This window comes from Cupriavidus sp. KB_39 (assembly GCF_052114485.1).
In the GTDB taxonomy this organism is placed as follows: Bacteria; Pseudomonadota; Gammaproteobacteria; order Burkholderiales; family Burkholderiaceae; genus Cupriavidus.
Genome location: NZ_JBFREV010000018.1, coordinates 22,943 through 40,660 on the forward strand (window position 1 = coordinate 22,943; position 17,718 = coordinate 40,660).

The 17,718-nt window shown below is 66.6% G+C and carries 16 protein-coding genes; 10 read left to right on the top strand and 6 right to left on the bottom strand.

The features are described 5' to 3' along the window. Positions 1-17 precede the first annotated feature (17 nt). Positions 18-1,430 (bottom strand): aminotransferase-like domain-containing protein, encoded by a 1,413-nt coding sequence (locus AB4Z27_RS15120; RefSeq protein ID WP_441644705.1) that lies wholly within the window; start codon positions 1,428-1,430, stop codon positions 18-20. A 188-nt stretch (positions 1,431-1,618) separates the two neighbouring features. On the opposite strand from AB4Z27_RS15120, the gene AB4Z27_RS15125 reads away from it, so the two are divergent. Both AB4Z27_RS15125 and AB4Z27_RS15130 read left to right on the top strand, forming a co-directional pair. Next, positions 1,619-2,896, top strand: a complete 1,278-nt coding sequence (locus tag AB4Z27_RS15125; RefSeq protein ID WP_441644706.1) for a cytochrome c — start codon at positions 1,619-1,621, stop codon at positions 2,894-2,896. 4 nt (positions 2,897-2,900) lie between these two features. After that, positions 2,901-4,754: an NAD(P)-binding protein gene (locus AB4Z27_RS15130; protein ID WP_441644707.1), complete on the top strand. Its 1,854-nt coding sequence runs from the start codon at positions 2,901-2,903 to the stop codon at positions 4,752-4,754. A gap of 31 nt (positions 4,755-4,785) precedes the next feature. On the opposite strand, the gene AB4Z27_RS15135 is transcribed toward AB4Z27_RS15130, so the two are convergent. After that, the gene (locus AB4Z27_RS15135; protein ID WP_441644708.1) at positions 4,786-5,226 is read right to left on the bottom strand and encodes a MarR family winged helix-turn-helix transcriptional regulator; all 441 of its coding nucleotides are present in this window, start codon (positions 5,224-5,226) and stop codon (positions 4,786-4,788) included. A gap of 483 nt (positions 5,227-5,709) precedes the next feature. On the opposite strand from AB4Z27_RS15135, the gene AB4Z27_RS15140 reads away from it, so the two are divergent. Beyond that, positions 5,710-6,909, top strand: a complete 1,200-nt coding sequence (locus AB4Z27_RS15140) for a BamA/TamA family outer membrane protein (protein WP_255370910.1) — start codon at positions 5,710-5,712, stop codon at positions 6,907-6,909. 35 nt (positions 6,910-6,944) lie between these two features. On the opposite strand, the gene AB4Z27_RS15145 is transcribed toward AB4Z27_RS15140, so the two are convergent. Continuing rightward, positions 6,945-7,481 (bottom strand): carboxymuconolactone decarboxylase family protein, encoded by a 537-nt coding sequence (locus AB4Z27_RS15145; protein WP_092297788.1) that lies wholly within the window; start codon positions 7,479-7,481, stop codon positions 6,945-6,947. Between the two features lie 150 nt (positions 7,482-7,631). Here AB4Z27_RS15145 and AB4Z27_RS15150 point away from each other — a divergent pair, with 150 nt between their 5' ends. The 4 genes from AB4Z27_RS15150 to AB4Z27_RS15165 all read left to right on the top strand — a co-directional run bounded on the left by AB4Z27_RS15150 (position 7,632) and on the right by AB4Z27_RS15165 (position 12,182). Next, on the top strand, positions 7,632-8,570 hold the full coding sequence (locus AB4Z27_RS15150; protein WP_441644709.1) for an AraC family transcriptional regulator: 939 nt from the start codon (positions 7,632-7,634) through the stop codon (positions 8,568-8,570). A 136-nt stretch (positions 8,571-8,706) separates the two neighbouring features. Beyond that, positions 8,707-9,627, top strand: coding sequence for a non-homologous end joining protein Ku (gene ku / locus AB4Z27_RS15155; protein WP_092297794.1), 921 nt, complete (start codon positions 8,707-8,709; stop codon positions 9,625-9,627). Between the two features lie 21 nt (positions 9,628-9,648). Further along, on the top strand, positions 9,649-10,497 hold the full coding sequence (locus AB4Z27_RS15160; RefSeq protein ID WP_092297796.1) for a tetratricopeptide repeat protein: 849 nt from the start codon (positions 9,649-9,651) through the stop codon (positions 10,495-10,497). Between the two features lie 104 nt (positions 10,498-10,601). Continuing rightward, complete coding sequence (locus tag AB4Z27_RS15165) at positions 10,602-12,182, top strand: EAL domain-containing protein (RefSeq protein WP_441644710.1); 1,581 nt, start codon at positions 10,602-10,604, stop codon at positions 12,180-12,182. A 26-nt stretch (positions 12,183-12,208) separates the two neighbouring features. Here the strand turns inward: AB4Z27_RS15165 and AB4Z27_RS15170 are convergent, their stop codons facing one another. Together AB4Z27_RS15170 and AB4Z27_RS15175 are read right to left on the bottom strand one after the other, a co-directional pair. Then, positions 12,209-12,601, bottom strand: a complete 393-nt coding sequence (locus tag AB4Z27_RS15170) for a lysozyme inhibitor LprI family protein (protein WP_441590861.1) — start codon at positions 12,599-12,601, stop codon at positions 12,209-12,211. Positions 12,602-12,735: 134 nt separating this feature from the next. After that, entirely contained in the window at positions 12,736-13,569 is an 834-nt protein-coding gene (locus AB4Z27_RS15175; protein ID WP_441644711.1) for a class I SAM-dependent methyltransferase, read from the bottom strand. Positions 13,570-13,710: 141 nt separating this feature from the next. Here AB4Z27_RS15175 and AB4Z27_RS15180 point away from each other — a divergent pair, with 141 nt between their 5' ends. Further along, the gene (locus AB4Z27_RS15180) at positions 13,711-14,277 is read left to right on the top strand and encodes a TetR/AcrR family transcriptional regulator (RefSeq protein WP_441644712.1); all 567 of its coding nucleotides are present in this window, start codon (positions 13,711-13,713) and stop codon (positions 14,275-14,277) included. A gap of 49 nt (positions 14,278-14,326) precedes the next feature. After that, on the top strand, positions 14,327-15,286 hold the full coding sequence (locus tag AB4Z27_RS15185; protein ID WP_441644713.1) for a quinone oxidoreductase family protein: 960 nt from the start codon (positions 14,327-14,329) through the stop codon (positions 15,284-15,286). A gap of 6 nt (positions 15,287-15,292) precedes the next feature. Here AB4Z27_RS15185 and AB4Z27_RS15190 read toward each other — a convergent pair whose 3' ends face one another. Next, positions 15,293-16,690, bottom strand: a complete 1,398-nt coding sequence (locus tag AB4Z27_RS15190; RefSeq protein WP_441644714.1) for a GAF domain-containing sensor histidine kinase — start codon at positions 16,688-16,690, stop codon at positions 15,293-15,295. Positions 16,691-17,024: 334 nt separating this feature from the next. Here AB4Z27_RS15190 and AB4Z27_RS15195 point away from each other — a divergent pair, with 334 nt between their 5' ends. Beyond that, the gene (locus AB4Z27_RS15195; protein WP_092297817.1) at positions 17,025-17,717 is read left to right on the top strand and encodes a TetR family transcriptional regulator; all 693 of its coding nucleotides are present in this window, start codon (positions 17,025-17,027) and stop codon (positions 17,715-17,717) included. Position 17,718: the final 1 nt, after the last annotated feature.

The following is a 17,718-nucleotide window of genomic DNA, read 5'->3' on the forward strand; positions in this document are numbered from 1 at the left end:
TCGTCGGGCTTCGTCGGCTATCGGCCGGCTTTCGCCAGTGTGCCCAGTGTCTTCACCGCAGCCTCGGCCGTCTCGTTCCAGGCGTGCCCGTAGTTGATCCGGATGCAATGGCGAAAGCCCTGCCGCGCCGAGAACACCGGCCCCGGCGCAATGCCGATACCCGCCGCCCGGGCCGCCTGATGCAGCGCCAGCGCGTCGAAGCCTTCGCCCAACTCCACCCACAGGAAATAACCGCCGTCAGGCCGCGATACGCGTACATCGTCGGGGAAATACCGGCCAATGGCGTCGATCATCTGCCCCTGCTGCATTTCCAGCACATGGCGCAGCCGGCGCAGATGCTTGTCGTAGCTGCCATGGCGCAGGTATTCGGCCAACGCCAGCTGCGTGGGCACGCCAGCGGAGAGCGTAGTCATCAGCTTCAGATGGCGGATGGCTTCGCCGTAGCGCCCGGGCGCCASCCAGCCGATGCGGAAACCCGGCGCCAGCGTCTTCGAGAACGAACTGCAGTGCATCACGAGCCCTTCGGTGTCGAACGCCTTGGCCGGCAGCGGGCAGCGGTTGCCGAAGTACARCTCGCCATAGACATCGTCCTCGATCAGCGGCACGCCGTGGCGCGCGAGCAGGGCCACCAGCGCGCGCTTGCGGTCCTCGGCCATGCTGGCGCCCATCGGGTTCTGGAACTGGGTCATGAACCAGCACGCTTTGATGCGATGGCGCCCGAGGGCGGCCTCCAGTGCGTCCAGATCGAGGCCATCGACGGGATCGACCGGAATTTCCACCGCCTTGAGCCGGAGCCGCTCCAGCGCCTGGAGCGCGGCGTAGAACCCCGGCGATTCAATGGCCACCACATCGCCCGGCTCGGTCACGGCCATCAGGCAGAGGTTCAGGGCGTCGAGCGCGCCGTTGGTGACGATGATGTCGTCCACCGGCTGCGGCGCGCCGGTGCCGAGGTAGCGCAGGCCGATCTGCTGCCGCAGCGCGGCATTGCCCGGCGGCAGGTCGTCCACGCTGTTCCACGGATCGAGTTCGCGGCCGGCGCGCGCCAGCGCCTTGCCCAGCCGCTCCCACGGGAACAGCTCGGGCGAGGGAAAGGCGGAGCCGAACTGCACCAGATCGCGCTCGCGCGCGCCGTCGAGCACGGAGAAGACCAGCCGGGAGACATCGACCTCGGTCGACACCTTCTGCGGCGCGTGCGCCCGGGGCGCCGGCAGCACGCGGGTGGCCGCGCCCGCCACGTAGTAGCCGGATCGCTCGCGCGCCCGCACCAGCCCGCGCTCCTCGAGCCGGTAGTAGGCCTGGAAGGCCGTGGACGGGCTCACGCCATACTGGGCCACGGTCTTGCGGATGGAGGGCAGGCGCGTGCCGGGCGGCAGCGTGCCGTTGCGGATGTCGGCGGCCAGTGTCTCGGCCAACGCTTCATAACGTTTCATGCTTTGGKAATCGGCGCAAATCTGATACGGTAAAAAGTCATGCGGCTGATTCTGTTCCGTTTCGGGCTCAGGCCGCAAGATGTCGGGTCCAATCCGTCCCCATGCAGTCCGATTACAGGATGCGCCCCATGCGATGTTTCGGAAGGTGGTTGCCGGCCGCCCTCGCCGCGCTTGCGGCCTTGACCGTGATGAGCGTACTGACCGCGCTGCCCGCGCGGGCAGCGGCGCCGGCGAGCGCGCCGTCCCCGGAGCAGATCGCACGCGGCCGCTACCTGGCCGGCATCGCTAACTGCGCCGCTTGCCATACCAAGGAGGGCGGGGCGCCCATGGCCGGCGGTCTGCCGCTGCGCACCGGCGCCGGCACGGTCTATTCGACCAACATCACGCCTGACGCCGCCACGGGCCTCGGCGAGTATTCGCTCGATGATTTCGACCGCGCCGTTCGCCGCGGCGTGGCGCGTGACGGCAAGCACCTCTATCCGGCCATGCCGTACACGTCCTATGCGCGCATGACACGTGACGACGTGGCGGCGCTCTACGCCTACCTGCGTGCCGAGGTCAGGCCGGTCAGCCAGTCCAACCCGGACGCCGAGATGCGCTGGCCGTACAACATGCGCTGGCTGCTGGTGCCCTGGAACTGGCTGAATTTGCGCGATGACCCCGTGCGTACCGATGCCTCCAAGGGCGCCGCCTGGAACCGGGGCGCCTACGTGGTGCAGGCCGTGGCGCACTGCGGCGCCTGCCATACGCCGCGCGGGCSGCTGTATGGGGAGAAGGGMCTGGACGAGCGCAGCCGGCATTTCCTGGCTGGCGCGTCCGTCGAAGGATGGTCGGCCACCAACCTGACGGGCGACCAGATCACGGGCCTCGGCGCGTGGACGAAGGCGGACGTGGCCGAGTACCTGCGCACCGGCCGYAATGCCCACGCCACCTCGTTCGGGCCGATGTCCACGGTGATCGCCGCGTCCACGCAGCATATGGCGCCGGGCGACCTGGACGCCGTGGCCACCTATCTGAAGTCACTGCCCGGCACGCGCGGCGAGACCCAGCCATTCCGCTACGACCCCACCGTGACCACGCTGCTGGAGCAGGGTCGATTCGATGCGGCCGGTGCGCGCCAGTWCGCCACGTTCTGCATGCCCTGCCACAACGCCAGCGGACGTGGCTTCGCGCGGGTGTTTCCGCCGCTGGCGGGCAACCCGACCGTGGCCGATCCAGACCCGGCGTCGCTGATCAACCTGCTGCTCGAAGGCGCCGTCACCGCGCGCGTGAGCACCGCGCCCACCGATTACCACATGCCCGGCTATGGCTGGACCATGGAAGACCAGGAGCTGGCCAACCTGCTCACGTTCATCCGCGGCAGCTGGGGCAACCGTGCCGCGCCCGTGACGGAGGCCGCCGTGGCCGCCCGCCGGCGCGAACTCGGCACGCCCACGCCCGAACCCGCACGGCCTCCATCGCGCTGACGCCATGACGATCACTCGCAGAGACTTCCTCAATGGCGCCGCGCTGACCATCGCGGCCGGTATCGCCCCGGCGGGCTTGGTGCGTGCACAGGCCACGGCGGCCGGCTACCCGCCRKCGCTCACCGGGCTGCGCGGCAACCATGCCGGCACGTTTACGCTGGCCCACGGGCTGGCGCGCGAAGGCACCACATACCCGACCGTGCTGGCGCGTGAGTCGTATGACCTCGTGGTAGTGGGCGGCGGCATCAGCGGGCTGGCGACGGCCTGGTTCTATCGCCAGAAGTTCGGCGCGGACCGGCGCATCCTGATCCTCGACAATCACGACGACTTCGGCGGCCACGCCAAGCGCAACGAATTCACGGTGCGCGGCAAGACGCTGGTGAGCTATGGCGGCAGCGCCGAGATGCCGCCATCCGCCACCGACAGCGCGGCCATGCGCACGATGCTGGCCGGGGTGGGCATCGACATCCGCACCGCGCCGGCACCCGGCCCGGGCGACGCTTATCAGCGCCGGGGGATGGGCCGCGCGGTGTTCTTCGACGCCGAGCACTTCGGCCGCGACCAGTGGCTCGCGGGCGATCCGTTCGCAGACGGGATCGATGCCCGGAACGCCGCCAGCCAGCCGCCCGCCGACGGCATCGCCCATTTTCTCGATGCCGCGCCACTGCCCCCGGCAGACCGGCAGGCGCTGCTGCGGCTGGCGCAGGGCGGGGTGGATTACCTCGCCGAGATGAGTGGGACCGATCGCACGGCCTACCTCCAGCGGACGCGCTATGCGATCTTCTTGCGCGAGAAAGCGGGGCTTGGCCTGCCGGCCGTGCGTTTCCTGCGCAGCCGCAGCCACGATGCCTATGCGCTCGACGCGGACGGCATCTCGGTGGCGCAGGCTATCGCCATCGGTCTGCCGGCGGGGGCGGGCATGCCCAAGCCGGTGCTCGATCCGCGCCTCGGCAAGTCGCCAGCCTCGCGGCTCTGGTTTGCCGATGGCAACGCCACGCTGGCCCGGGCGCTGATCCAGGCGCTGGTGCCGGGCGTGTCCCCGGCATCGCGTGGTGGCGCGGGGCTGGCCGATGCCCGCTTCGACTATGCCCGGCTGGACCGCGACGGCAGTCCGGTGCGCGTGCGCCTGAACAGTACGGCGGTGGCCATCGAACCCGATGTGCGCATCACGCGCGTGACCTATGGCTGGCAAGGCAACCTGCAACGCGTGGAGGCGCAGCACGTGGTGGTGGCCGGCTACAACATGATGGTGCCGTTCATCCTGCCGACGCTGCCGGCGCCGGCCAAGGCCACGCTGCGCGCGTGCGTGAAGGCGCCGCTGGTGTATACGAAGGTGGCGCTGGACGACTGGCGCGCCTTCGAGACCCTCAAGGCGTGGCGCATTCATGCGCCGACCATGGCGTACTCGGACCTGTGGCTGGAGGCGCCGGCTGGTGCTGCGGCCGATCCGGCCAATCCGGCGGTGCTTCACATGCTCTACGTGCCCACGGTGCCGGACAGCGGCATGAGCGCGCGCGAGCGCTTCCGCGCCGGTCGCGCCTTCCTGCTGGGCACGCCCTTCGACGCCCTCGAGCGCGAAATCCGCGCCCAACTGGACCGCATGCTGGCCCCGGGCGGCTTCGCTTCATCGAAACAGATACGTGGGATTACGCTGAACCGCTGGGCGCATGGCTACAGCTATATGCCGGGCGGGCTGGCGCCCGACGACGCCTCGCTGCAGGCCGCGCTGGAACAGGCGGGGCGAGGGGTCGGCAATGTGCGGATTGCCGGCGCGGACAGCGCCGGCAGTGCATCGGTGACGGGCGCGGTGGATACCGCGTGGCGCGCCGTGGACAGCCTGTCTCGCCCCGCAGCCTAGCGGGGCAGGAGCGGGAGGCGGGCGGCTCCGGTCAGTTGCCGGTGACGAACTTCTGGAGCAGCCGGCGGAATTCCTCGAATTCCTSCTCGCTGAAGCCCTTCAGGTGATGGTTCAGCACCTCGGGCGCGATATCGGGGATCTGCGTGGCGACGGCCTTGCCTTTCTCGGTCAGGATCAGATTGACCACGCGCCGGTCGTCGATGCTCCGGCTGCGCTCCAGCAGCCGCTTTTCCTCCAGCTTGTCGAGCATGCGCGTCATCAGTCCGCTGTCGATGCCGAGCAGCTTGCTGATCTCGAACGGCGTGGTCGCCATGCCGCGGTTCAGCGACAGCAGGATGCCCATCTGCTGGCCATTGATGTCCAGCGGACGCAGGGCCGAATCCATCTCCAGCAGCAGGCTGTTGCGCGCCTTGTTGAGATGGAAGCCGATGCTCTGTGTGAGCTGGAAGTTGTCTTTGGTGTAGTGGTTCACTGCGCTTACCCCCTCTTGCATCCAATCGATCAAGCCGCGCGACGGCTCGCCAGCGCGTGAGCGCGGCTGATACGGCCGTCTGTTCTTTGCCTTCGGTGGCGTGCGCGCATACGCGGTGCGCGCCGGGACATGTGCCCCATGCCATGTCCGCAGCTAGTCTGGCAAATCTTGTAAAAAATGTGAATTCAATTTTATTGTGATTTGATGTAAATGCCGCTGGTATCTAAATTGCCGCCCAAGAATAATCCCCTAGATAATCACCCATCCGGGTGGCACGATTTCCATCGAGATAATGATGGATGACCCAAGCGGGTAAGTTGCAAGGTACGGCATCGACACTCGCGCAGGGCGCCTGGAAAAGAAAACTAAACACGCGCGCAAGAACGTTCATATCGGCGATCCGGTCATGGAGGCGCAGGCTACGTTACATTCGCCGCAGGGCGTCGCCCCATTTAGCACGCCAGCTCATCGATGAGAGCCACCATGCATCCTTTCGCCCGGGCCTCGATGGCGGGCCTGATTGCGGCCGCCGCATCGGTSGGCCATGCCCAACCGGTGCCGGACGCGCTGGTCCCTTCGCAGGCACAGCCACCAGCCGCCCCGCCAGGCAAGTCGGAAAAACCGCCGCTGTCGTTCTTCGACCCCGAGGACGGCATGCTCGACATGAGCGATTTCCTGCTCCACCACAAGGGCGCGCTGCCCGTGCCGACCATCATCACGGAGCCGGCCGTCGGCTATGGCTTCGGGCTCGGGCTGCTGTTCTTCTCGCAATCGCTGGCCGACCGGGCCGCCGAGGCCCACGCCAGCGGCGAGGGCCCTGCGCCACCCAATATCACCGGCATCGGCGGCGCCTATACCGAAAATGGCACCTGGGCGGCCGGGCTCGCGCATTTCCATACCTGGCAGGGCGACCGCATCCGCTACCTCGGCGCGATCGCCAAGGTGAGCGCGAATCTGGAGTATTTCGGCTTGTCGAACCAGCCGCGTCACTATTCGCTGGACGGGGTTTTTCTGGTGCAGCAGGTGCTATTCCGCGTGGCCGATTCGCACTGGTATGTCGGACCGCGCTATACCTATTTCGATTCCACGGCCACGTTCAAATTCGGCGGCAACGCCCCGGAAGTGGGGGGAGTGACCAGCGAACAGCGCATCGGAAAGGGTGCACTCGTGGTCGATTATGACTCCCGCGACAATATTTTCTTCCCGGGCAAGGGGATTTATGCCGAATTCGAGGCCCAGTTCGCGCGCGGGGCGCTCGGCAGTTCGCAGGACTTCAATATGTATAACGCCCGGGGTTTCACCTGGCTGCCCATCGCCCGCACGCTGATCCTGGGGCTGCGCGCCGACACCAAGTTCTCGACGGGTGATGTGCCGTTTTATGCACAGCCCTATGTCGACCTGCGCGGCGTACAGGTAGGCCGCTACCAGGACCGCAACGCCGTGGTTTCCGAGGTGGAGTTGCGTTGGGACGTCACGCCGCGCTGGTCGGTGCTCGCCTTCAGCGGGGTGGGCAAGGCCTACGGACGYTGGAACGACTTCTCGGACGCCAGCACCGTGGTCAGCGTGGGCACCGGCTTCCGCTATGTCATCGCRCGGAAGCTGGGGATTTCGATGGGGATCGACATCGCCCACAGCCGGGACCAGAACGCCTTCTATATCCAGATGGGCAGCGCGTGGCGCTGAGTGGCTGACCACGCACCGCCCATCCGCCCTGATCCTTACACGGCCGGGAAGTCCAGTGTGGTGTCGTTCAGGCGATTGATCATATTGGTGAAGAGGATGGCGCCGACCGCGTGCACCGCCTCCACGATCTGCGTGTCGTTGAAGCCGGCGGCGCGCACTGCCTCCACGCTCGCGGCCGGCAACGTGCCGCGCGTGCCCACCAGTTCGAGGACGAAGCGCACCAGCGCGTCGGTCCGGGCGTCCTGCGGATAGCTGCCCTGGCGCAATTGGCGCGTTTCCTCAGCGGTATAGCCAGCCAGCTTGGCGATCATCGTGTGGGCGGCCACGCAGTAGTCACAACCGCTGTGCTCGCTCACGGACAGGTTGATCGCTTCCCGTTCACGCGCAGAGAGTGAACTTCCCTTGACGACTTCGCCGGCCTGCAGCGTCTGCGCCAGCACGGCCGGCGCGTTGCTGCCGATGGTGGCGTACATATTCGGCACCTTGCCGAGGCCCTTGCGGATGGCGCCGAACAGTTCGGCGGTCTGGCCGGTGGCTTGCTGGACGGGGGCGGTATGGAGACGGGTGGTCATGATTGCAACTCCTTGCTGATGCGATGGGTGAGAGTTCTGGGTTCCTTGCTGCGGAGACACCGTTGCGTGGCGCTTCCTTGGACTCCATAGTAGGGGCGTCGACGATCCGAATGGACTAGAATTCACTCAACTATTTGCTCAATCGTCTCAATGGATAGTCTCAGCGAACTCGTACGCCTGCTCGCGCCATCGGGCACCGTGGACCTGCATTGCCGCGTGGCGGGGGTCTGGTCGACCTTCAACGCCCAGGCYGCGCCGGGGCACGTGCCGTATCACGTGATCCTCGAAGGTGAGATCGAGATTGCCGTGGGCGATGGCCGCCTGCGCGCCACCGCCGGCGACGTGCTGCTGTTCCCGCATGGCGCCGCCCACACGCTGATCGGCCTGCAGGCCGGCTCGCGCGCCGTGGCGGCGTCGCGCCATTTCAACGGGGTGGTCACCGAAGTCACCGTGCCCGGCGCCGCCGCGCCGCTGGACATCCTGTGCGGCACCTTCGTGCTGGGCAGTTCGGCCGATGTGCTGCTGCGCACGCTGCCGGAGGTGCTGTGCATCGGCACCGACGATCCCAACCTYAACGGGAATGCGAGCTGGCTGCGCGGGCTGATCGGCATGATGCATGCCGAGGCGGACCGGCCACGGCCGGGTGGGGCGGCGATTGTGGCGGACCTGTCCACGGCGCTGTTCACGGTGCTGCTGCGGGCCTTGATCGATCGGGGCGGGGTGTCGCGCGGGCTGATCGCGCTGATGGCGGACGCCCGCATGACGCGCGTGGTGGAGGCGGTGGTGCGGGCGCCCGAACAGCCGTGGACCGTCGATAGCCTGGCCGCGCTGTGCAACGTCTCGCGCGCGACCCTGGCGCGGCGCTTCAGCCAACTCGGCGGCATGACCCCGCTGGAACTGGTGACCACGCTGCGCATGGATCGCGCCGCCCGGCTGCTGCGGCAGGACGGGCTCTCCGCCGCCGCCGTGGGCGAGCAGTGCGGCTACGCCTCGCAGGCCGCGTTCGGCCGCGTGTTCGCCCAGCATTTCGGCATCGCCCCGGGCGCGTACCGGCGCCAGCATCGTGCGCGCCGGGCCGCCGACGATTGATCGATGTGAGCCATGATCGACATTTTTGCTGTGGGAGGTGAYCCGTCACGAACATGCGGCACGCGCCCGCTGGCGGGCAGGGCCCCGCGTTGACTAGACTCGACGGAACGACAGGAGTCTCCAGGAGGGCTGCGCCATGGCCGCACGTTCCATCGCCTCGCTATCCATCAGCTTTGGGCTGGTGTCGATTCCCGTGAAAGTGTTCTCGGCCACCGAGAGCAAGTCCGGCATCAGCTTCAACCTGCTGCACAAGGGCTGCGGCTCGCGCCTGCGCCAGCAGTACATCTGCCTGAAGGAAGACGTGGTGGTGGAGCGCGCCGAGATGGTCAAGGGCTACGAGTTCGAGAAAGACCGCTACGTCACGTTCACGCCCGAGGAGCTTTCCGCGCTGGAAGAGGCCGCGCAGCAGACCATCGACATCGTCTCGTTCATGCCCGCCGGCGCCATCGACCCGATCTACTACGACAAGCCCTACTACCTGGGCCCGGACAAGCGCGGCGCCAAGCCGTACAACCTGCTGGCCGAGGCCATGCGCAAGACCAAGACCTGCGCGCTGGCCAAGTGGTCTTGGAAGGGCAAGCAGTACATGGTGCAGATCCGCGTCGGCGACGATGGCCTGATCCTCCAGCAACTGCTTTATGCCGACGAAGTACGCGACATGGCCGACCTGCACGTCGAGGAGACCGACGTGCAGCCCGCCGAACTGGCGCTGGCGCAGCAGTTGATCGAGCAAAACTCGGTGAAGGGCTATGACGCCTCGGCCTATACCGACGAGGAGAAGCAACGCATCCTCGAGCAGATCGACAAGAAGATCTCCGGCAAGAAGATCACCGTGGCGGCCGAGGCCCCGGCGCCGTCCGGCGGCGAGGTCATCGACCTGATGGAGGCCCTGCGCAAGAGCATCGGCGCGAACAAGCGCCAGCCGGCGGCGGCCAAGAGTGCGGGGAAGGTTGCCGCCCCCGCTGCCGAAACCGCGCCACGCAAGACCGCCCGCCGTGCCGCTGCGGCGCCGGCCAAGACCGCCGCCGAGCCAAAACGCGCTCGCAAGCAGGGCTAGCGCGATGACGGATGCGTATTGATGGATGACTACTCCATGCGCGATGTCCAGGGCGTTCTGGGCATTTCGCGCACCGTGGTGACGGCGCTGATCGCCGCTGGCGTGATCGCCCCCCGGCGCGGCGCGCGCCAGGCCTATCGGTTCACGTTCCAGGATGTGGTGCTGCTGCGCACGGCCCAGTCGCTGCGCGATTCGCGTATTCCCACGCGCCATATCACGCGCTCCCTGAAACGGCTGCAAGGGCTGGGCGAGGGGCGGCCGCCTACCGGCCTGCGCCTGTCCGCCGTGGGCGGCGACGTGACCGTGCAAGACCGCCAGGGCCGCTGGCACGTGGACACCGGCCAGTTCGTGCTCGACCTGGACGCGGCCGGCAGACCGCCGCACCCATCGGGCAATATCGTCGATCTGCGACACGCGCGCGCACCGGCAGCGCCGTCCCCCTCGGTCGGCGACACCGATCCCACCGGCTGGTTCGAACGCGCCGTGGCCAGCGAGCAGCATGACGACGCCCCCGGCGCCGAAGCGGCCTATCGTCAGGCCGTAGCGGCGGCGCCGGACTACCTCGACGCCTGGCTGAACCTGGGCTGCCTGCTGAGCGAGCAGGGCCGCCATGCCGATGCCGTGGCCAGCTACCGGGCCGCGCTCGCGGCATTGCCCGCGCAGCCGTTGCTGCACTTCAACCTCGGCGTGGCGCTGGAAGACGCCGGCGCGCCGCGCGAGGCGCTGGAGAGCTACCACGCGTGCATCGAACTGGCCCCTGATTTCGCCGATGCGCATTACAACGCCGCGCGGCTGCACGAGGCCCTCGGCGACCCGCGTCGCGCCATCCGGCATTACAACCAGTACCGCAGGCTCGAGCCAGTGGACTAAACGCCACAGCGACGCGCATGTAGGCGCTTGTCGGACAGCATTGAAACGGCAGGCCGGCCCACAATCAGCGGACAGTCCAGGTTGGCGGAGGGGAAGTCTTGGGCATGGCATGGCGCGACCGCTTCGAGGGATGGTCTTTCTCGCCCGTCACGTGGCTGGTGTCGTTGGTGGTGTGCGCCGTGACCACGGCGAGTGCGCTGTGGGTGGGGCAGCAGTATGCCCAGCAACTGGTGGATCGCCGCGAGTCGATCGTCGCCCAGGACGTGGTGGCCGCCATCGAGCGCATCATCGCCACCGTCGAGCGCGAGGGCGCCCTGCACGTGGCGCCGCTGGCCGGCCGGCCCTGCGCAGAGATCGGCCGCCCGCTGCGCGAGCGCGAAAGCTACATCCCCTATGCGCGCGCGGCGGCCGTGGTGGCCAATGACGTGATCTATTGCTCGTCGGCGCGCGGCGAGATCAAGGTGCCGCTGAGCTGGTATTTCGGCGATAACAAGGCCGCCGCGCGACAGCAGCGCATCGTGCTGGTCGGCCGCACGCCGTTCCGCGAACAGGCGCCCGCGCTGGTGCTGTACCTGCCCAGCGCCACCGAGCCCTCGCAGGGCGCGATTTTCCTGATCGACGGCACCTACCTCGTGGACACCCTGGCGCACGGCAAGGAATTCGGCGCCGGCACCATCGCCCTGAGCGTCGGCGAGGCCACGATGGACCAGGACGGCACCTACCGCGACGCGCCCACCGCCATCCCACGCAGCACGCTAGCCCGCTCCACCGCCTATCCCCTCACCGTGGCGGTGGCGGCATCCCCGGCGTTCTCCTCCGAGCTGTTGCACCGCTACGCCCTGTTCATCGGCGCCATCGGGCTGCTGCTCGGGCTGCTGGCCGTGGCCGGCTTCCTGGCCGTGGCCGCGCCGAAGCGGCTGCTGCTCCAGGCCGTGCGGCAGGGCCTGCGGCGTGGCGAGTTCCATCTGGCCTACCAGCCGATCGTGGCGGTCCGCACGCGCGAGACCATCGGCGTGGAAGCCTTCCTGCGCTGGCGCCATCCGCGCTGGGGCATGATTCCGCCCTCGTCGTTCATCGAAACCGTGGAATCGACGGCGATGATCGACGACATCACGCGCTTCGTCCTGCATCAGGCCGTGGACGACATGAACCGCTACCGCCCGACGCGCGCGCTCCATGTKGCCGTGAACGTGGCGCCGCTGAACCTGCGGCGCAAGGGCTTCGCGGCGGAACTGGCGGCATTGCAGGCATCGATGCCGGACGGCTCCGGGCTGGTGATGGAAATCACCGAGCGCCACCTGCTGGCCGACCACGGCGCGGCCATGGAGGCGTTCGACCGCCTGCACCACGCCGGCATCCGCCTGGCCGTGGACGACTTCGGCACGCGCAACAACAACCTCGACATGATCCGCAACTTCCCGTTCGACTACCTGAAGATCGATCGGCAATTCACCCAGGACGTCTCCCCGGACGGCCGGGCCCTGCTGCGCAGCATCGTGGCAATGGCCCACCACTTCCGGCTGGTGGTCATCGCGGAAGGCATCGAATCAGAAGCACAGCACGCCTTGCTGGCCGAAGTCGGCGTCGACTGCGCCCAAGGCTACCTGTACCGCCGCCCGGCCAGCGCCCGGGAGATCCTGGGGGAYGGGGAGGTGCAGGAGTCGAAGGCGGTGGTGGCGGCTTAGGTGGTGGCGCAGGGGGGCCATCACATTTACTTCAAAGGCAGGTCGACCGTGGCCCGCTGAAGCTGGTCGGCGCGCCAGTGGTTAAGCTCGGCCTCACAGGCCAACCGCCAGATTTCCAACGCGTTGCCAATCGCGCCGCCGCCCAGCGCTGCGGCAAGCGAGCACTGATCCTTGCGATAGGTGGCAAAGGCTTTCGTGCTGGCAGCCAATCGCACTTTTGCGAAATTGACGTATTTGGGGTCTTCATCCCATCCGGCAAGTCGGCCACTGGCCTCCGCCTCGGCAGCCTTCAATGCTTTCCGACTTTCGTCGACTTTCGCCACAAGGCATTCGCGCATGCCAGCCTGCGAATACGCTCCGCACGCTTCGCGCAAGGTCCGCTCGTTGACCGTGGCAGCGGGCGCCGCGTAAACCGGCATTGAACCAAGTGCCAGCCATAGGGCGACGAATCTTATTGCGCGCATGATGTCGGAGTGCCTCTCAAAAGCGATGTCATATCAAGCCGGCCATCCTATTCAATTGCGCGATAGCGGCCAATGACACCCGACAAACCTCACCCCTCCGCCCCAATCATCCAGCACGCCACATCCAGCCTGACTGTCTCGCCGTGCACGTACGGGTCGAACGCCGGGCGTACTACGTCGATGATGGCTTTCTGCCGGGTTTCGTCGAGGTTGGGGAGGATGCGGCCCAGGGGGCCGAGGCGGGTGATGTAGGTGAGCAGGTCTTTTTCGGCGAAGGTGCAGGTGACGTCGATGGGCTGGAGGTCGATGTCGTGCCAGCCRCTGTCTTTTAGGATTTGTTCGACGCGGGCGGCGTTGGCGAAGGCGAACTGRCCGGGGGCGTTGGGTTGGCGCGGGGGCAGTTCGGGCAGCAGCGGGGCGGCGGCCTGTTCGGCGGTGGTCATGAAGGGGTTTTCGCCGGCGCTGCGCCAGGCGATGACGCGCAGCRSSCCGTTGGGGCGGAGGGYYTGGCGCAGGTTGGCGAAGGCGCGCACCGGGTCGTCGAAGAACATCACGCCGAAGCGGGAGATGATCAGRTCGAAGCTGGCCGGGGCGAAGGCGTGCGTCTGGGCATCGGCGAGGATGAACTGCGCCGGCACCTGCTCGCGGGCGGCGCGGGCCTGGGCGGCGGTGATCATCGGGGCGGAGATATCGATCCCGGTCGCATGGCCGGCCGCCCGGGCCACGGCCACGGTAGTGCCGCCGGTGCCGCATCCCACGTCCAGGACGGCGCGCGCCTGATGCTCGGCGGTGGTCCGGGCCAGCAGGTCTTCGAACGGGTGGAACAACTGGTCGAGGATCGCCTGGGCATCGACCCAGGCATTGCCGGCCGTGCCATTCCATAGCGCGGTCTGGGAGTCATCGGTCGGGCGGGTGGCATCCATGCGGGTCTCCGGGTGGTCTGGCGTTGTCTGCACGCGTCGAAGCCAGCAATATGCCAGTTGCGCCGCGCCCCGCCGGATGCCCTCACAATCGAAATGGCCGGAATTCTTGACTTATCGTTCCAGAACGCCTAGATTTCACCCATGGCCAGACCAAGAGAATTCAACAAGGACGAAGTCCTCGACGCGGCAATAGGCGTGTTCGGGGAGCATGGCTTCGCGGGTACGTCCACCGAGATGCTGACCGCCGCCATGAAAATCGGGCGGCAGAGCCTCTACGCCACGTTCAACGATAAATGGCAACTGTATTGTTCCGCGGTGGAGCGCTATGCCGGGGCGGAAACGCAGGCGCACATTGCCACGCTATACAGCAATGCCAAGGCTTTCGAGGGCATCCAGCGGATGGTCGAACGGGTGGTAATCCACGCCGGCGMGCCGTGTCTGGGCGTCAGTTCGATCAGCGAGTTTGGTACCGAGCGCGCGGACCTGACCCAGATTCGTCATGATGCGGCGAACGTCCTGGCCAAGGCCTTTACCGCCAGAATCAAGGAAGCACAGGTTGACGGCGATATTGCAGCGGATCTCGATCCGCATCACATCGCCGGATTCCTGCAGGCGAATTTCGCTGCCATTCGGCTCGCTGCCCGTGCTGGAGCCGGCGAGGCGGAATTGCGCACCTTTGGAAAGCTCACGCTGAAAGCGCTGCGGTGAGCTGTTTTTTTTCTCTATTTTGGAACGAACGTTCAAAAAAGGATGACAAATGAAAGTCGTAATGCTGAATAGCCCGGACGTGATCGATGTGGTCGAGGCGCCCATCCCGGTGCCTGGAAAAGGGGAGGTACTGGTCGAGGTTGCCGCTTCGGGCGTGAATTTCATGGACATTGGCGTCCGGCGGGGGGAGTTCTGGACGGAAATGCCTTACCCGAAGGCGCTGGGCGTCGAAGGTGCCGGACGGGTGGTGGCCACCGGTGAAGGCGTCGAYGACATCCAGCTCGGTCAGCGCGTGGCCTGGGCTTACGCGCCCGGCAGCTATGCCGAGATGGCCGTGGTCCCGGCAACCTCCCTGGTGCCCGTGCCCGATGGCATCGACGATCGGACTGCTGCCTCCATCATGATGGCGGGGCTGACCGCCAGCCACTTCGCGACCGAGTTCTATCCCGTGCAACCTGGCGACGTCGCGCTCGTACACGCGGCGGCCGGTGGCGTTGGGCTGCTGCTGACGCAGATCATCAAGCTCCGGGGCGGCCGGGTGATTGGCCGCGTATCGTCGGAGAGCAAGGCGGTGATCGCGCGGAATGCCGGAGCGGACCACGTCATCGTGGACAAGGCTGGCCAATTTGCCGAAGAGGCCGTGCGCCTGTCCGGCGGCGAGGGCGTGCACGTCGTCTATGACGGCTCCGGTCCCGCGACCTTTCAAGGGTCAATGGATTCGCTCCGGGTTGCAGGGACGTTCTGCTGGTTCGGGCCGGTCCTGGGTGGCCCCGGTCTCATCGACATCATGAGCCTGCCGAAGAGCGTCAAGCTTGGCTACGCGGTCTTCGCCCATCATGTGCGTACGCCGGAACGCCTTCGGGCGCACGCGGCGCAGCTCTTCCGGTGGGTCCTCGACGGCAAGTTGCGCACGACCATCGGCGGTGTTTATCCGCTGGCGGCCGCCGCGCAAGCCCATGCCGAMATGGAAGGGCGGGCGACCACCGGCAAGCTGCTCCTGGTGCCGTGAACGTGCCTATTGCATCGCGCTCCAGAGGGCAGGCAGGCGCGGCAGCGTGATGGTGGCGCGCGTGCCGCCTTCCGGRCGCGGGGTCAGGTCCAGTTGACCTTGATGCGCGTCCACGATGGCCTTGCAAATGGTCAGGCCCATGCCCATGCCGTTCGGCTTTGTGGTGAACAGCGGCTCGAAGATGCGGTCCGCCAGTTGCGGATGGAAACCTTCGCCGCCGTCGTCGATGTCAATGCGCAGCACGTCTTGCGAGGGGCTGCATGCCAGCACCAGCAGTCTTTCGCCAGCCGGCTGCCCATGCATGGATTCCGCGCCGTTGATCAGCAGGCTGATGATGGCCTGTTGCAATTGCACACGTTCGCCGCGTACCTGCGTCGAAGGCGGGAATGCATCGAGGCGCAAATGCACGTTCATGGCATCGAGCGTGCAGGCGACGATCTCTGCCGCCTCTCGAACGGCCTCGCCGAGGTCGAAGGCGGTGAAGGTCGGCTCGACCTGGCGCGCCTGCGCGCGCAGGCCGCTGATGATGGTGCGGGCGCGCATGGCGCAGGCGGAGATGTGCGCGAGCATYTCSCGGGCGGCATCGATGTTCGGGGTGCTGCGATCGAGCCATCTCAGGCCGGCCCGGGCAGAGGAGTCGAGGGCCGAGACGGGCTGCGCAACTTCGTGCACGATCGACGCCACCATCTCCCCGAGCGCCCTGAGCTGGCTGGCACGCGCCAGTTCCGAGAGCGTATCGCGCATTTTTTCCTCGGTACTGCTCAGCCGCGCGCCCTGCACCGAAAGCGCGTCATGAAGGCGCGCGTTTTCCAGGGCGAAGCTGGCCTGCAAGGCAATGATCTCGACCACGGCGATCTTTGCCGGGGTAAAGGCGCCTGCCGCGTGCCGGTGTTCCAGATACAAGGCGCCGACCGCCGCGCCATCGCACCGCATCGGCACGCAGACTACGGAGCGGGGCGCGCAACGTCGGACATAGTCGTCGACCCCCCAATGATGCGCGGCGCAGGCATCGTGGAGCGCCAGTCCGCTCTGCATGTGGATGGCYGTCGACAGGATGGACAGCGGCAGGTCGGCCATRGGCAGGGGCTCGGTACAAAAGGCCTGGGCGTCCGATGCCGTGGCGCTGGCTACGGTCTCCCAGCTGTCTGCGTGCACGACCGCGATAAAGCCCCACGTGGCCTCCGTGCTTTGCATGGCGGCATGGAGCAGGGTGCCCAGGCGCCTGGCCGGCATGACCTCCGTGGCCAGGGTCCGGGAGGCCCGCCGTAGCGTGTGCATGTCAAGGTCGGGTAGCCATGACGATGGGGGGCCATCGAKTGYTGGCGCGGTTTCGGCGGCGCTCCTCTCGGAGGCCGGTTTCCAGGCCGGCGCGGTGCGCCGGGAATTGTCGAGTTCGTTGTTCATTCTTCTTGCCTCTCGCCCACCTGTCGTGGACCCCGTTCAACCTGGATCCATTCACTTCATGTAGTGAACGCTCCATTAACCAACGTTAGCACATCGGCGTTGACAATGACAGATGGAAATCTGATGAGGTGTAGATTCCAGCTCGCCTAACCGAGGTGACTATTGATTCTAAGCTGTTGAACTACAACGGTATTTCGTCGCTATCTTGCAACTGCTTTTAGGGCCATGTATGATCATTCACTCATGTAGCACTCACTGTATGAAAATTGCAGTACGAGTTCTGGTCGGAGAATGTTGGTGCGGCGGATCGGCATGCCGCCACCATAGGAGTGATATGACCCCAGCAGGAAAAAAGGCTGTGCGCGGAACCGGCATCCGGGAAGCGACGGCGCAAGCCACCCGCGACAAGATTCTTCGCGCGGCGACCAAGGTCTTCGCTCGATACGGCTACGAAGGCGGCAGCGTGGAAAAGATCTCCAGCCTGGCGAAGTCTTATGACCGGATGATCTATTACTACTACGGGAGCAAGGAGGGGCTGTTCGTCGCGGTGCTGGAAGACATCTACCGGCGAATGGACGAGGCCGAAGCCAAGGTGGCGCCGGATCCGGCGAGGCCGGTGGAGGCGCTCGAGATCCTGATCCGGTTCAAGCTGGACTACTACCGGCGCAATCCCGAGTTCGTCAATCTGCTCAACACGGAGAACCAGCACAAGGGCCGGCATGTGTCCAAGCTGGAGCGCCGGGGCGAATATTCGGCGCATGCGGTGCAGATCGTGGCCCGGATACTGGCGAGTGGCGCCGAGCGGGGTCTGTTCCGCCCGGACCTGAATGCGCGCGATGTGTTCCTCCTGATCGCATCGGCGGCCTATTTTTATACGTCGAACCGCTACACCTTGTCGGTGTTCCTTGGCGAGGAACTGGATACCCCGGAAGCGGTGCGCCATTGGGAAGAATTTGTGATAGATAGTGTGTTGCGCGCCGTCCGCGCGGATGCCCCCGCCCCGGCAATGCCGCCTTCCGCCCCATAGC

What these genes read in the sequence shown, in the direction of transcription:
- AB4Z27_RS15145 (WP_092297788.1), bottom strand. Translation starts at nt 7,481, where the DNA reads ATGACCACCCGTCTCCATACCGCCCCCGTCCAGCAAGCCACCGGCCAG.
- AB4Z27_RS15160 (WP_092297796.1), top strand. Translation starts at nt 9,649, where the DNA reads ATGGATGACTACTCCATGCGCGATGTCCAGGGCGTTCTGGGCATTTCG.
- AB4Z27_RS15195 (WP_092297817.1), top strand. Translation starts at nt 17,025, where the DNA reads ATGACCCCAGCAGGAAAAAAGGCTGTGCGCGGAACCGGCATCCGGGAA.
- ku (WP_092297794.1), top strand. Translation starts at nt 8,707, where the DNA reads ATGGCCGCACGTTCCATCGCCTCGCTATCCATCAGCTTTGGGCTGGTG.
- AB4Z27_RS15170 (WP_441590861.1), bottom strand. Translation starts at nt 12,601, where the DNA reads ATGCCGGTTTACGCGGCGCCCGCTGCCACGGTCAACGAGCGGACCTTG.